This is a genomic window from Variovorax sp. PDC80 (genome assembly GCF_900115375.1).
In the GTDB taxonomy this organism is placed as follows: domain Bacteria; phylum Pseudomonadota; class Gammaproteobacteria; order Burkholderiales; family Burkholderiaceae_C; genus Variovorax.
In genome coordinates this window covers 380,830-393,500 of record NZ_FOWG01000002.1, presented here as the reverse complement: position 1 = coordinate 393,500, position 12,671 = coordinate 380,830, and the positions used below count along the sequence as shown (strand labels likewise).

The following is a 12,671-nucleotide window of genomic DNA, read 5'->3' as shown; positions in this document are numbered from 1 at the left end:
CGCGTTTCGGGAAGACGCGGGGGCTTTTTTCATTCAGGGGCCGTCGCCGGCCCGCAGATCCGACTCGCGCGTCACCGTCTTCGCCAGCAGCCGCAAGGTGCTCGCGCAGGCGGCCACCGCTTCGGACAGCACGCCGCTGCGCCGGTAGGCCAGCCCCAGGTCCATCGACGGCACCGCGCCCGCCATCGCCGTGCGGCGAATGCGCCCGCCGTCGTGCGACCACGGGCGAAACACCAGGTCCGACAGGATCGTCACGCCGACGTTCTGCGCGACCAGGCTGCGCACGGCCTCGATCGACTTGGTCCGGAACACGACCTTGGGTTCGAGCTTCGCCGCGCCCCAGTAGCGGCCCACGGTCTCCACGTGCTCGTCCATGTCGAGCAGCACGAAGGGAAGCTCCGCGATCTCGCGCAACGACACCGACTGCCCGGTGGCCAGGGGATGGTCGAGCGAGGTCCACAGGCGCCGCTGCGACTTCAGCAGGTTCTCGCGCCGGATGTCGGGCGCCTGCGAGAGGTTCGAGACCAGCACCACGGCCAGGTCGAACTCGCCGCTGCGCAGGCCTGCCTCGATCTCCTCGCGGTTGCGCTCGACCGGTTCGAACTCGATCAACGGCAACTGCCGGCGCATGGCGCCGATGATCTTCGGCAGCATGTATTCGGACACCGTGTCCGTGATGGCGATGCGCACGCGCCCTTCGACCGAGGACGCCGAGCCGTGGGTCTCCTCCACCGCCACTTCGAGCGTGCGCAGGATGTGCTGCGCGTGGCGCAGGAAGCCTTCGCCATGCACCGTGAGCCGCAGCCCGTCGGAGTGCCGCGTGAAGAGCTGGACCTTCAGCGCGGTCTCGAGATTGCGCAGCGAGGTCGTCAACGAAGGCTGGCTCACGTAGCAGCGCTGCGCCGCGCGCGAGACTTGGCCCGTGTGGGCCGTGGCGACGAAGTGCTGCAGCTGCTTGATCGTGATCGACATAGATCGATCCTATATCACTCTATTGATATTCAATATTTGAATTGGCTCCGGTGTTCGCCCATAGTCGCCCCGCACGACATCCCGGGCGCGAAAGACGCCCCAGGCCCAGCCACTGGAGACACCATGCCCTCGACATCAAGAACAGCCCCCGGGCAAGACGCCCTGCTTCCTTCCGCCGCGCACCCCGGCCCTGCGGGTCCCGGCCTGCTGAGCCGACTGGGCCTGCGCTTCACCGCCTGGGCCGAGCGCTGGTTCCCCGATGCCTACGTGTTCGCGGCCATCGCGGCGGCGGTGGTCGCCGTCGCGGCGCTGCTCAATGGATCGAGCCCGCTGGTCGTGGCCAAGTCCTTCGGCGACGGCTTCTGGAGCCTGATCGTCTTCACGATGCAGATGGCGCTGGTGGCGATCGGCGGCTACGTGGTCGCGACCTCGCCGCCGGCCGCGCGCTTCATCGGTCGCCTGGCATCGGTGCCCGTGTCGGGGCGCCAGGCCATCGCCTACGTGGCGGCGATCAGCATGATCCTGTCGCTGTTCAACTGGGGCATCTCGCTGATCTTCAGCGCGCTCTACGTGCGCGCCCTGGCGCGCCGGACCGAACTGCGCATGGACTACCGCGCCGCCGGCGCGGCCGCCTATCTCGGGCTGGGCGCGACCTGGGCGCTCGGCCTGAGCTCCTCGGCCGCGCAACTGCAGGCGAACGCCGCCAGCCTGCCCAAGAGCATCCTCGACATCACCGGCGTGATCCCGTTCAGCCAGACCATCTTCCTGTGGCAATCGATGGTGATGGCGCTGGTGCTGATCACCGTCTCGGTCGCGATCGCGCTGTGGTCCGCGCCGACGGCCGAGAGCGCGGTCACGGCGCAGGAGCTCGGCATCGACCTGACCGAAGTGAAGCCGGCCACGGACGCGACCGCCGCGCGGCGCCCCGGCGAATGGCTCGAGCGCAGCCCGCTGCTCACGCTGCTGCTGTGCGCCCTCGGCTTCGGCTGGCTCGCGCAGGAGTTCATGGCCAAGAGCCCGCTGATCGCGATCGCGGGGCTCAACACCTACAACCTGCTGTTCCTGATGATCGGCATGCTGCTGCACTGGCGCCCGCGCAGCTTTCTCGACGCGGTGTCGCGCTCGGTGCCCTCGACCGCGGGCGTGATCATCCAGTTCCCGCTCTACGGCGCCATCGCCGCCATGCTGACCGCCGCCAAGGGCGACGGCGGCCACACGCTGTCGGACCGCATCGCGCACCTGTTCGTGAGCATCTCCAGCGTCGACAGCTTCGCGGTGGTGATGGGCGCGTACTCCGCCATCCTGGGCTTCTTCATTCCCTCGGGCGGCGGTAAGTGGATCATCGAGGCGCCTTACGTCATGCAGGCGGCCAACGAACTCAAGGTCCACCTCGGATGGGCCGTGCAGGTCTACAACGCGGCCGAGGCGCTGCCCAACCTGATCAACCCCTTCTGGATGCTGCCGCTGCTGGGCGTGCTCTCGCTGAAGGCGCGCGACATCGTCGGCTTCACCTTCCTGCAGCTGCTGGTCCATGCGCCGCTGGTGCTCTTCATGCTGTGGTTCCTGGGACGCACGCTGAGCTACGTGGCACCCGTGATGCCCTGAACGGACCGGGCACTCGAATGGACGCGGCCACGACGCACACCAAGCCCGGCTACTGCACGCTCTGCCGCTCGCGCTGCGGCACGCTCAACGAGGTGCGCGGCGACATGCTGGTGTCGGTGCGGCCCGACACGACGCACCCGACCGGCCAGGCGATGTGCATGAAGGGCAAGGCCGCGCCCGAGCTCGTGCACAGCCCGCATCGCGTGCTGCATCCCATGCGCCGCACGCGGCCCAAGGGCGATCCGGATCCGGGCTGGGTGCGCATCGGCTGGGAAGAGGCGCTGGCCGAGACCGCCCAACGCCTGGGAGCCATCCGGGCCGAGAGCGGCGCCGAATCGGTGGTGTTCGCGGTCACCACGCCGAGCGGCACGCCCCTGAGCGACAGCATCGACTGGATCGAGCGCTTCGTGCGCCTCTTCGGCAGCCCCAACATCTGCTACGCGACCGAGGTCTGCAACTGGCACAAGGACTTCGCCCATGCCTTCACCTTCGGCTGCGGCATGCCGCCGGCCGACTATGCGCAGGCCGAGCTGATCGTGCTGTGGGGCCACAACCCCACCAACACCTGGCTGGCCCAGGCCAATGCCATCGCGAAGGGCCGCGCGAAAGGCGCGCGGATGATCGTGGTCGATCCGCGTCCCACGGCGCTGGCGCGCCAGGCCGACGTGTGGCTGCCGGTGCGGCCCGGCACCGATGCGGCGCTCGCGCTCGGGCTGATCCGCCTGTTGATCGAGGACGAGCGCTTCGATGCGGCCTTCGTGCGCGACTGGACCAATGCGCCGCTACTGGTGCGCGACGACAACGGGCATCTGCTGCGCGAGCGCGACCTGAGGCCCGATGCCGAGCACGACCGCTTCATGGTCTGGAGCGATGCGGACCAGGGGGCAGTGCCTTACGACACCGCTCGGGCCGCACGAGCTCAAGGCTCGACCCACTTCCGCCTGCGCGGTGCGGTCGAAGCGACGGCGAAGAACGGCACGCGCATCGCCTGCCGCCCGGCCTTCGATCTGCTGGCGCAGGCCTGCGCCGCCTGGACACCGCAAGAGGTGGAACGCATCACCGGCGTGCCCGAAGCCCCACTGCGCGCCGCGGCCGAGCTGTTCGGCGGCGGGCACCGCACGGCCTATCACGCCTGGACCGGCATCGGCCAGCACACCAACGCGACCCAGTCGGAACGCGCGGTCGCCACGCTGTACGCGCTGGGCGGCAGCTTCGACCGCATCGGCGGCAACCGCGTGCGCACCGGCCCGCGCGTCAACGCGGTCAATGCGCTCTCGCTGCTGCCCGCTGCGCAGCGCGCCAAGGCGCTCGGCTTGAAGGAACGGCCGATCGGCCCACCCGCCCATGGCTGGGTGACCGCGCGCGACACCTATCGCGCCATCGTCGAGGGCGAGCCCTACAAGGTGCGCGCGATGATGGCCTTCGGCACCAACCTGCCGGTCTCGCAGGCCGACACCGCGCTCGCGCAGCAGGCGCTGTCGCAACTCGAATTCCACGTGCACTGCGACCTGTTCGAGACGCCGGCAGCGCGCTACGCCGACATCCTGCTGCCGATCGACACGCCCTGGGAACGCGAGGGCCTGCGCATCGGCTTCGAGATCGACGACCGCGCGGCCGGCTGGGTGCAGTTGCGCCAGCGCATGGTGGCGCCGCGCGGGGAATCGCGTTCCGACAACGAGGTGCTGTTCGATCTCGCGCAACGCCTCGGCATGGGCGACGCATTCTTCGGCGGCAGCCTGGAGGCCGGGTGGAACCACATCCTCGAGCCCTTGGATCTCACGGTGGCGCAACTGCGCGAGCGGCCCGAAGGCATGGCCTGCGACATCGACGCGGGCGAGCGGAAGTACGCGCGCGAAACGCCCACCGGCGTGCGAGGCTTCGACACGCCCACGCGCCGCGTCGAGCTCTATTCCGAAACCCTGCTGCGCCACGGCCAGCCGCCCGTGGCGAGCTTCGTCGAGCCCGCCGACACGCCGCGCGACGCCAGGGCGACCGGACAGGGCCGCTTCCCCTACGTGCTGAGCTCGGCCAAGAACGGCCTCTACTGCCACAGCCAGCATCGCAGCCTGCCCTCGCTGCGCAGGCGCGCGCCCGAGCCGGTGGCCGAGTTGAGCCCCGCGCTCGCGCAGGCCAAGGGCATCGTCGACGGCGACTGGCTGCGCATCCGCACGCGCGTGGGCGAGGCCCGCTTCGTCGCGCGCATCACGCCCGACCTGGCGGACGACCTCGTAGTGGCCGAGTTCGGCTGGTGGCAGGGCTGCAGCGAACTGGACCGCGAGGGCCTGCCGGTCGATGGTGCATCAAGCAGAAATTTCAATGCGCTGATCTCGGCCGACCATTGCGACCCGGTCAGCGGCTCGGTGCCGCACCGCTCCTTTCTCTGCGACATCGAACGCGATCCCGCCACGGCGTTGCGGCAGCGCGCATGGACGGGCATGCGCCGCTTTCGCATCGACACACTGCGGCCCGAGGCCGAGGGCGTGCTGGGCATTCGCTTCGCGCCCATCGATGGTGGCGCCCTGCCCGACTACCGGCCTGGCCAGCATGTCGAACTGAAGCTCGATCCCGGCGATGGCACGCCGGTTTCACGTGCCTATTCGCTCACCGGTGCGGCCGAGCAAGAGGATCGGCGCGGCTACAGCATCGCGGTGCGGCACCAGCGCGGCCGCGCGGCCGACGGCACGCCGTACCAGGGGCGCATGTCGGGCCACCTGCACCGCGATCTGAAGCTCGGCGACACGGTCGAACTGCGGGCACCGTCGGGCGGTTTCGTGATTCCGCGCCGTTCGCTCCAGCCGCTGGTGCTGTTCGCGGGCGGCATCGGCATCACGCCGTTCATCAGCCTGCTCGAGTCGCTGCCCGATGGCGCCGAAGGCCCCGCGATCCGGCTCTACTACGCCAACCAGAACAGCGCGACGCATGCCTTCCGCGAACGCATCGCGCAGCACCGCGCACGCCTGCCCCGGTTGCAGGTGATCGACCACTACAACGCACCGTTGCCCGAGGACCGCGCCGGCATCGACTACCAGTCGGACCGCTACATCGATGCCGGCGTGGTGGACGATGCGCTGATCGCGCAGCGGGCGCGCTTCTACCTGTGCGGCCCGCCCGCGATGATGGACAGCGTCATCGCGGGACTGGTGGCGCGCGGCGTGCCGCGCTTCGACATCTTCAGCGAGGTGTTCCGCTCGCCCGCGGTGCCGCCGACGGATGGTCCGCAGCAGTTCGATGTCCGCTTCGCGCGCTCGGGCCGCGGGCCGGCCACGTGGACGCCCAGGCAAGGCAGCTTGCTGAGCTTCGGCGAATCGCTGGGCCTGCAACTGCCCAGCGGCTGCCGCGTGGGGCAATGCGAAAGCTGCGCCGTGCGCGTGATCGCCGGCAAGGTGGCGCACCTGCATGGCCGCGAACCCGAAGACCCGGCCGTGTGCCTGACATGCCAGGCCGTGCCGCTCGAAGACCTCGTGCTCGATGCATGAGCCCCGCCCTCCGTTTCCATCCCACCGCCCCATGAGAACCATCGATACCGAAACCACCCGCGACGCCCTGCGCTTCGAGCGCCTGATCCCCGCGCTGCGCGACATGTTCGTCGCCGGCTGCGAAGTGCCGTTGCGGCATGTACACACGCTCCAGAACCAGGCTCCACAAGCGGGCGGAACCGTGCTGATCATGCCGGCGTGGCAGGAGGGCCGCTATCTGGGCATCAAGACGGTGAACATCTTCCCGGGCAATGCCGAACGCGGGCTGCCCGGGCTGTTCTCGACCTACACGCTCTACGACGCAAGCACGGGCGAGCCGCTGGCACAGATCGACGGCAACGAGATCACCTCGCGCCGCACCGCCGCCGCATCGGCCCTCGCCGCCTCGTACCTCGCGCCCGTGAAGGCGCGCAGCCTGCTCGTCGTCGGTTGCGGCCGTGTCGGTGGCCTCGTTCCCGAGGCCTTTCGCACCGTGCGGCCGATCGAGCGCATCGCGGTCTGGGATCGCAACGAAGTGGCGGCGAAGGAACTCGCCGCGCGCCTGCACGCGCAAGATATCGATGCGTTCGTCGCCACCGACCTCGGCCAGGCCGCGAGCGAGGCCGACATCGTGAGCTGCGCCACGCTCGCCACGCAGCCGGTGATCGAGGGGGCCTGGCTGCGGCCGCACAGCCACCTCGACCTGATCGGCAGCTTCACGCCGCAGATGCGCGAGGCCGACGACGCCGCGTTCGTCGGCGCGAAGCTCTTCATCGACACACGGGAGGCGCTGCAGAAGAGCGGCGAACTGCTCGGGCCGATGTCGCGCGGCGTGTTCGCGGCGGCGGACGTGGCGGGAGAGCTGGCCGACCTGGCAGCCGGCCGGATCCAGGGTCGCACCGAGTCCGATGGACGGACCGTCTTCAAGGCCGTGGGCACAGCGCTGGAAGACCTCGCGGCGGCGATCCTCGTCTACGAGAGCGTTGAAACCGCGTGAGCAGCGGGGTTTCGGCCTCCGCACCAAATTGACAAAATAGATCAATACTGTAAAGTTCGACTTCTGTCCTCACGGACCGGCGGCCGAGCTTCGCGGCGCGTCGACCGGCGGGGGCCTTGAACACCCACCCTCATCGCCGAACTCGCCCATGCCTTCTCTGCCCTCGATCTCCTTCGGCCTTGCCGGAGCGCCCCGCTGATGGCCCCCACCCCCGACCGGCGCGTCGCGATCATGGAGGCCGCGATCGGCGTCTTCCTGCGCTATGGCTACCGCAAGACCTCGATGGACGACCTCGCGCGCGCCGCCGGCATCTCGCGCCAGGGCCTCTACCTGCACTTCAGCGCGAAGGACGAGCTCTTCAAGCAGGCCGTCACCTGGTTCGCCGAACGCGGCCTCGCGGCCATGCGGGCCGCGCTGGCGCGCGAGGAGCTGCCGATCGAGGAGCGGCTGGTCGGTGCCTTCGCGGCGCTGCATGCGCAGAACGACGGTTCGCAGATGTCGCTCGAGCACATGAACGAGATCGTCGCGACCGCGCGCGAGCTGGTCGGCCCGGTGCTCGAGGAGTTCGACCAGGCCGTGCCCAAGGAACTGGCACGCGCCATCCAGTCCAGCGGCGACGCCGTGCCCTGGCGCGGCGCCGGCCTCACGGCCAAGGCGCTCGCGCAGCACCTGTATGCCGCCTCGCACGGCCTCAAGCACTACGCCCGCACGCCGGCCGAGTACCAGGCCGGCATCCGCACCGCCGTGCGCCTCGTCTGCGGCCGTCCCGGCCCGGCGGCCGGCGCCTGAGCCCCATCCACCTGTTCACGAACGGAGTCCTCGCCATGTCCACCTTCTCGCTTTGCGCCTGCGGCTCGCGCCCCACGGCCCATCCCCGGTCGCCGCAGCAGCGCGACGGCGTCTATCGCAACGTCGTGCCGCGCGCGCCGATGGGTTTCCTGAAGACCGTGGCGATCGGCTGGCGGGTCCTGACCGGCAAGAGCGACACCACCGTGCCGAGCACCCTGATCCCGGTGCGGCCGCTGACGACCGCGGCACTGCTGGCGGCGCCGGACGGCAGCCTCTACCGCCTCGGCCATTCGACCCTGCTGCTCAAGCTAGACGGCGAGTTCTGGCTCACCGACCCCGTGTTCTCCGAGCGTGCGTCGCCGGTGCAATGGGCGGGCCCCAAGCGCTTCCATGCGCCGCCGATCGACATCGACGACCTGCCCCCGATCAAGGGCGTGATCCTCTCGCACGACCACTTCGACCACCTGGACCGCGCCGCCATCGCGCGGCTCGCGCCCAAGGTCGAGGTGTTCGTCACCCCGCTCGGCGTGGGCGACCGCCTGATCGGCTGGGGCGTCGACCCGGCGCGGGTCCGGCAGCTCGACTGGTGGGACGAGACCAGCGTCGGCGGCATCCGCCTCGCGGCCGTGCCCGCGCAACATTTCTCGGGCCGCACCCTGCTCGACGAGGACCGCACTCTTTGGGCCTCGTGGGTGATCCTGGCCGGCGACCTGCGGCTCTTCTTCAGCGGCGACACCGGCTACCACGCCGACTTCAAGACCATCGGCGATCGCTACGGTCCCTTCGACGTGACCATGCTCGAGACCGGTGCCTACGACAGGCAATGGGCCGACGTCCACATGCAGCCCGAGCAGACGCTGCAGGCCCACCTCGACCTGCGCGGGCGTTGGCTGCTGCCGGTACACAACGGCACCTTCGACCTGGCGATGCACGCCTGGAACGAGCCATTCGAGCGCATCCAGGCACTGGCACAGGCGCGCGACGTGAAGCTGGCCACGCCGGTGATGGGGGAACGGGTGGCGTTGGAGGCGCCGCGCACGGGGCGTGCGTGGTGGGTGGCCCCTGAGACTTGAAGGGTCATACGTCATCGGCATTGGGATATCGGTAAATTCCGATACGATCGGCGCATGGAACTGCTCGAAGTCTTCAAGGCCCTCTCGAACCGGACGCGCCTCGACATCCTCAAGGGCTTGAAGGATCCCGCGAAGAACTTCCCTCCGCAGGACGAAGGCGACGTCCTGACGGTGGGCGTCTGCGTCAGCAGCATCCAGGAAGGCGTTGGGCTGTCGCAGTCGACGGTGTCGGACTACCTGGCGACCCTGCAGCGGGCCGGTCTCGTCGAAGTCCGTCGCATCGGCCAGTGGACCTACTACAAGCGCAACGAGGCAACCATCAGCGCCCTTGCCGAGATCATCGGCAAGGAGCTTTGACCCTTTTTTTACCCGCAAACATCGGAAATTCCCGATATCCCTTTTTACAGAAATGAAGGACATCCAATGAAAGCCCTGAGACTCACATCGTTCGGCGGCCCCGAATCGTTCGAACTGTGCGACCTGCCCCGCCCTGTGCCCCATGCGGGACAGGTCCTGGTCCGGGTCCACGCGACCTCCATCAATCCGCTCGATTACCAGGTCCGACGCGGCGACTATCCCGACCTGGTGCCACTGCCGGCCATCACCGGCCACGATGTATCGGGTGTGGTCGAAGAAGTCGGGCCGGGCGTGACGGCCTTCTCTCCCGGAGACGAGGTCTGGTACACGCCGCAAATCTTCGACGGGCCGGGAAGCTATGCCGAGTACCACGTCGCCGCCCAAGGCATCGTCGGGAAGAAGCCCTCCTCGCTGAGCCATCTCGAGGCGGCGAGCCTGACTCTGGTGGGCGGCACGGCGTGGGAAGCGCTGGTCGTGCGCGCGGCGCTCAGGGTGGGCGAAAGCATCCTGGTGCACGGTGGCGCCGGAGGCGTCGGCCATGTGGCGATCCAGCTCGCCAGAGCCATCGGAGCCCGGGTGTTCACGACCGTGCGCGAAGCCAACTTCGAGTTCGCGCGCAGCCTGGGTGCCGACGTGCTCATCGACTACGAGAAGGAGGACTACGTCGACGCCGTCCTGCGCGAGACGGGTGGCCGCGGCGTCGATGTCGTGTTCGACACCATCGGCGGCGACACCCTGTCGCGCAGCCCCGATGTGCTGGCCCAGCTCGGCCGCGTCGTCAGCATCGTGGACATTGCCCGGCCGCAGAACCTCGTCCAGGCCTGGGGCAAGAACGCGAGCTACCACTTCGTCTTCACGCGACAGAACCGCGGCAAGCTCGATGAGTTGAGCGCCTTGATCGAGCGCGGGCAGCTACGGCCGCATGTGGGTGCCGTCTATTCGCTGGCCGACATTCCGCTTGCCCATGCGCGGCTGGAAAGTCCCAACAACGGGGTGCGAGGGAAGATCGCGATCGAGGTCGGGCCGTCGGCCTCTTGAAGGCCGATGGGGTTTTCTTCGCGGACGACAGTCCGCGAAGGACCCGACCTCACTCCCACTCGATCGTCGCCGGCGGCTTGCTCGACACGTCGTAGGTCACGCGGTTGATGCCGCGCACCTCGTTGATGATCCGCCCCGACACCTTCTTGAGCAGCGCATACGGCAGCTCGGCCCAGTCGGCGGTCATGAAGTCGCTGGTCTGCACGGCACGCAGCGCGACGACGTAGTCGTAGGTGCGGCCGTCGCCCATCACGCCGACGCTCTTCACGGGCAGGAACACGGTGAAGGCCTGGCTCGTGAGGTCGTACCAGGTCTTGCCGGTCTCGGCGTCGGTGAAGTTGCGCAGCTCCTCGATGAAGATGGCGTCGGCGCGACGCAGCAGGTCGGCGTATTCCTTCTTCACTTCGCCGAGGATGCGCACGCCCAGGCCCGGACCGGGGAACGGGTGGCGGTAGACCATCTCGGGCGGCAGGCCGAGCGCGACGCCGAGCTCGCGCACCTCGTCCTTGAACAGGTCGCGCAGCGGCTCGAGCAGCTTCAGGCCGAGTTGCTCGGGCAGGCCGCCGACGTTATGGTGGCTCTTGATGGTGACGGCCTTCTTGCTCTTGGCGCCGCCGCTCTCGATGACGTCGGGATAGATGGTGCCCTGCGCGAGGAAGGTGGCGCCCTTGTGGCCGCCGTCGCCGGCCTTGAGCTTGGCGGCTTCCTGCTTGAACACGGTGACGAACTCGCCGCCGATGATCTTGCGCTTGGCTTCGGGGTCGCTGACGCCCGCGAGCTTGCCGAGGAACAACTCGCTGGCATCGACGCGGATGACCTTGGCGTGCAGCTTGCCCTCGAACATCTCCATGACCATGTCGCCTTCGTTCAGACGCAGCAGGCCGTGGTCGACGAAGACGCAGGTGAGCTGGTCGCCGATGGCGCGATGGATCAGCGCGGCGGCCACGCTCGAATCGACGCCGCCCGACAGGCCGAGGATGACCTCCTCATCGCCCACCTGCTCGCGGATCTTCTGCACGGCCTCGGCGATGTGGTCGCGCATGACCCAGTCGGGCTTGGCCTCGCAGATGCCGAGCACGAAGCGCTCGAGGATGGCCTTGCCCTGCACGGTGTGGGTGACCTCGGGATGGAACTGCACGGCGTAGTAACGGCGCGCCTCGTCGGCCATGCCGGCGATGGGGCAGCTGTCGGTGCTGGCCATGAGCTTGAAGCCCGGCGGCAGCTCGGTGACCTTGTCGCCGTGGCTCATCCACACGTTGAGCATGCCGTGGCCCTCGGGCGTGGTGAAGTCGGCGATCTCCTTGAGCAGCGCGGTGTGGCCGTGGGCGCGCACGGCGGCGAAGCCGAACTCGCGCTTGTGGCCGCCCTCGACCTTGCCGCCGAGCTGGTGCGCCATCGTCTGCATGCCGTAGCAGATACCGAGCACGGGAATGCCGAGGTCGAACACGGCCTGCGGGCACTTGTCGGTGGTCTCCTCGTACACGCTGGCATGGCTGCCCGAGAGGATCACGCCCTTGAGATGGCCGTCGGCCGCGTACTCGCGCACCCATTCGTCGCTGACGTCGCAGGGATGCACTTCGCTGAGCACATGGGCCTCGCGCACGCGGCGCGCGATGAGCTGGGTGACCTGCGAGCCGAAATCGAGGATGAGGATCTTGTCGTGTTGCATGGGCTGGGACTCAGAGCGTTGAAATGTCGAACAGCCGGACGCCCGCTTGCGGCGCGGCCTGGATGAGTTGCTCGTCGAAGGTCGCGAGCGGAAGACCGAGCGAGCGCGCGAGCCACAGATAGCCCGCGGCATAGAGCGACACGCCGGCATCGATGGCGACGGCGAGCACGGCCTTGTGCTGGGCCGGCGCGAGCTCGTGCAGCTCGACGCGATGGCGGATGGCATCGAGCACGCTCCACAGGCCCTCGACGGCCGACGAGGGAATGCGGCCGCTGCGCACGCCGTTGGCGATGACGTTGGCGCACTCCCACTGCCAGGCATTGGGCGCCTGCGGCTCGACCTCGTCGCGGCGGATGGCGGCGTAGAGCCTGCGCGTATGTTCGTTGGCGTGGTCGGGCAGCAGCCAGGCGGCGGTGACCGAGGCATCCATGACGAAGGCGGTCATGGCTGGCGGCCCTGGTTCAGCAGCGCGCCGGCCGAGGTGCCCGGCAGGATGGCGGCATGCAGCGCGTCGATCTGGCCCAGTTCGCGCGCGATCTGCTCGTCGGTGATGACCGGCTTGCGCCGCACCGGCAGCATGCGCACCACCTCCTTGCCGTGGCGGGTGATGCGAACCTCCTCGCCCTTCTCGACCGAGTCGATCAGGGCCGAGAAGTTGTTCTTGGCTTCAGCGATGCCGATGGATTGCATTGGGGCCAGAAAATTTGAATCTGGCC

General features: G+C 68.8%; 11 protein-coding genes. 7 read left to right on the top strand and 4 right to left on the bottom strand.

The window, feature by feature from the left end; translation table 11 throughout:
• Positions 1–33 precede the first annotated feature (33 nt).
• Entirely contained in the window at positions 34–972 is a 939-nt protein-coding gene (locus tag BM109_RS07515; protein WP_093341799.1) for a LysR family transcriptional regulator, read from the bottom strand.
• 207 nt (positions 973–1,179) lie between these two features.
• Between BM109_RS07515 and BM109_RS07510 the strand changes: the two genes are divergently transcribed.
• The 7 genes from BM109_RS07510 (at position 1,180) to BM109_RS07480 (ending at position 10,286) form a co-directional block, all read left to right on the top strand.
• On the top strand, positions 1,180–2,577 hold the full coding sequence (locus BM109_RS07510) for a short-chain fatty acid transporter (RefSeq protein ID WP_256222469.1): 1,398 nt from the start codon (positions 1,180–1,182) through the stop codon (positions 2,575–2,577).
• A 17-nt stretch (positions 2,578–2,594) separates the two neighbouring features.
• On the top strand, positions 2,595–6,053 hold the full coding sequence (locus tag BM109_RS07505) for a molybdopterin-dependent oxidoreductase (RefSeq protein ID WP_093341796.1): 3,459 nt from the start codon (positions 2,595–2,597) through the stop codon (positions 6,051–6,053).
• A gap of 31 nt (positions 6,054–6,084) precedes the next feature.
• Positions 6,085–7,029, top strand: a complete 945-nt coding sequence (locus BM109_RS07500) for a bifunctional Delta(1)-pyrroline-2-carboxylate/Delta(1)-piperideine-2-carboxylate reductase (RefSeq protein ID WP_093341794.1) — start codon at positions 6,085–6,087, stop codon at positions 7,027–7,029.
• Positions 7,030–7,227: 198 nt separating this feature from the next.
• Positions 7,228–7,818, top strand: a complete 591-nt coding sequence (locus BM109_RS07495) for a TetR/AcrR family transcriptional regulator (RefSeq protein ID WP_057591691.1) — start codon at positions 7,228–7,230, stop codon at positions 7,816–7,818.
• Positions 7,819–7,853: 35 nt separating this feature from the next.
• Positions 7,854–8,891, top strand: a complete 1,038-nt coding sequence (locus BM109_RS07490) for an MBL fold metallo-hydrolase (RefSeq protein ID WP_093341793.1) — start codon at positions 7,854–7,856, stop codon at positions 8,889–8,891.
• A 54-nt stretch (positions 8,892–8,945) separates the two neighbouring features.
• Complete coding sequence (locus BM109_RS07485; RefSeq protein ID WP_093341792.1) at positions 8,946–9,248, top strand: ArsR/SmtB family transcription factor; 303 nt, start codon at positions 8,946–8,948, stop codon at positions 9,246–9,248.
• Between the two features lie 66 nt (positions 9,249–9,314).
• The gene (locus BM109_RS07480; protein WP_093341791.1) at positions 9,315–10,286 is read left to right on the top strand and encodes a zinc-dependent alcohol dehydrogenase family protein; all 972 of its coding nucleotides are present in this window, start codon (positions 9,315–9,317) and stop codon (positions 10,284–10,286) included.
• A gap of 49 nt (positions 10,287–10,335) precedes the next feature.
• Here BM109_RS07480 and guaA read toward each other — a convergent pair whose 3' ends face one another.
• From guaA to BM109_RS07465, 3 genes are read right to left on the bottom strand one after another with little or no spacing between them, the layout of a single operon-like run.
• The gene (gene guaA, locus BM109_RS07475; protein WP_093341790.1) at positions 10,336–11,955 is read right to left on the bottom strand and encodes a glutamine-hydrolyzing GMP synthase; all 1,620 of its coding nucleotides are present in this window, start codon (positions 11,953–11,955) and stop codon (positions 10,336–10,338) included.
• A gap of 10 nt (positions 11,956–11,965) precedes the next feature.
• Positions 11,966–12,400 carry a type II toxin-antitoxin system VapC family toxin gene (locus tag BM109_RS07470; protein WP_057591696.1) on the bottom strand — a complete coding sequence of 145 codons (435 nt, stop codon included), beginning with the start codon at positions 12,398–12,400 and terminating at the stop codon, positions 11,966–11,968.
• Positions 12,397–12,645 (bottom strand): type II toxin-antitoxin system Phd/YefM family antitoxin, encoded by a 249-nt coding sequence (locus BM109_RS07465; RefSeq protein ID WP_057591697.1) that lies wholly within the window; start codon positions 12,643–12,645, stop codon positions 12,397–12,399. The genes BM109_RS07470 and BM109_RS07465 overlap by 4 nt, the downstream gene beginning before the upstream one ends.
• Positions 12,646–12,671: the final 26 nt, after the last annotated feature.

Coding starts and splice junctions, on each gene's coding strand:
- BM109_RS07515 (WP_093341799.1), bottom strand. CDS start 972: ATGTCGATCACGATCAAGCAGCTGCAGCACTTCGTCGCCACGGCCCAC.
- BM109_RS07505 (WP_093341796.1), top strand. CDS start 2,595: ATGGACGCGGCCACGACGCACACCAAGCCCGGCTACTGCACGCTCTGC.
- BM109_RS07500 (WP_093341794.1), top strand. CDS start 6,085: ATGAGAACCATCGATACCGAAACCACCCGCGACGCCCTGCGCTTCGAG.
- BM109_RS07495 (WP_057591691.1), top strand. CDS start 7,228: ATGGCCCCCACCCCCGACCGGCGCGTCGCGATCATGGAGGCCGCGATC.
- BM109_RS07490 (WP_093341793.1), top strand. CDS start 7,854: ATGTCCACCTTCTCGCTTTGCGCCTGCGGCTCGCGCCCCACGGCCCAT.
- BM109_RS07485 (WP_093341792.1), top strand. CDS start 8,946: ATGGAACTGCTCGAAGTCTTCAAGGCCCTCTCGAACCGGACGCGCCTC.
- BM109_RS07480 (WP_093341791.1), top strand. CDS start 9,315: ATGAAAGCCCTGAGACTCACATCGTTCGGCGGCCCCGAATCGTTCGAA.
- guaA (WP_093341790.1), bottom strand. CDS start 11,955: ATGCAACACGACAAGATCCTCATCCTCGATTTCGGCTCGCAGGTCACC.
- BM109_RS07470 (WP_057591696.1), bottom strand. CDS start 12,400: ATGACCGCCTTCGTCATGGATGCCTCGGTCACCGCCGCCTGGCTGCTG.
- BM109_RS07465 (WP_057591697.1), bottom strand. CDS start 12,645: ATGCAATCCATCGGCATCGCTGAAGCCAAGAACAACTTCTCGGCCCTG.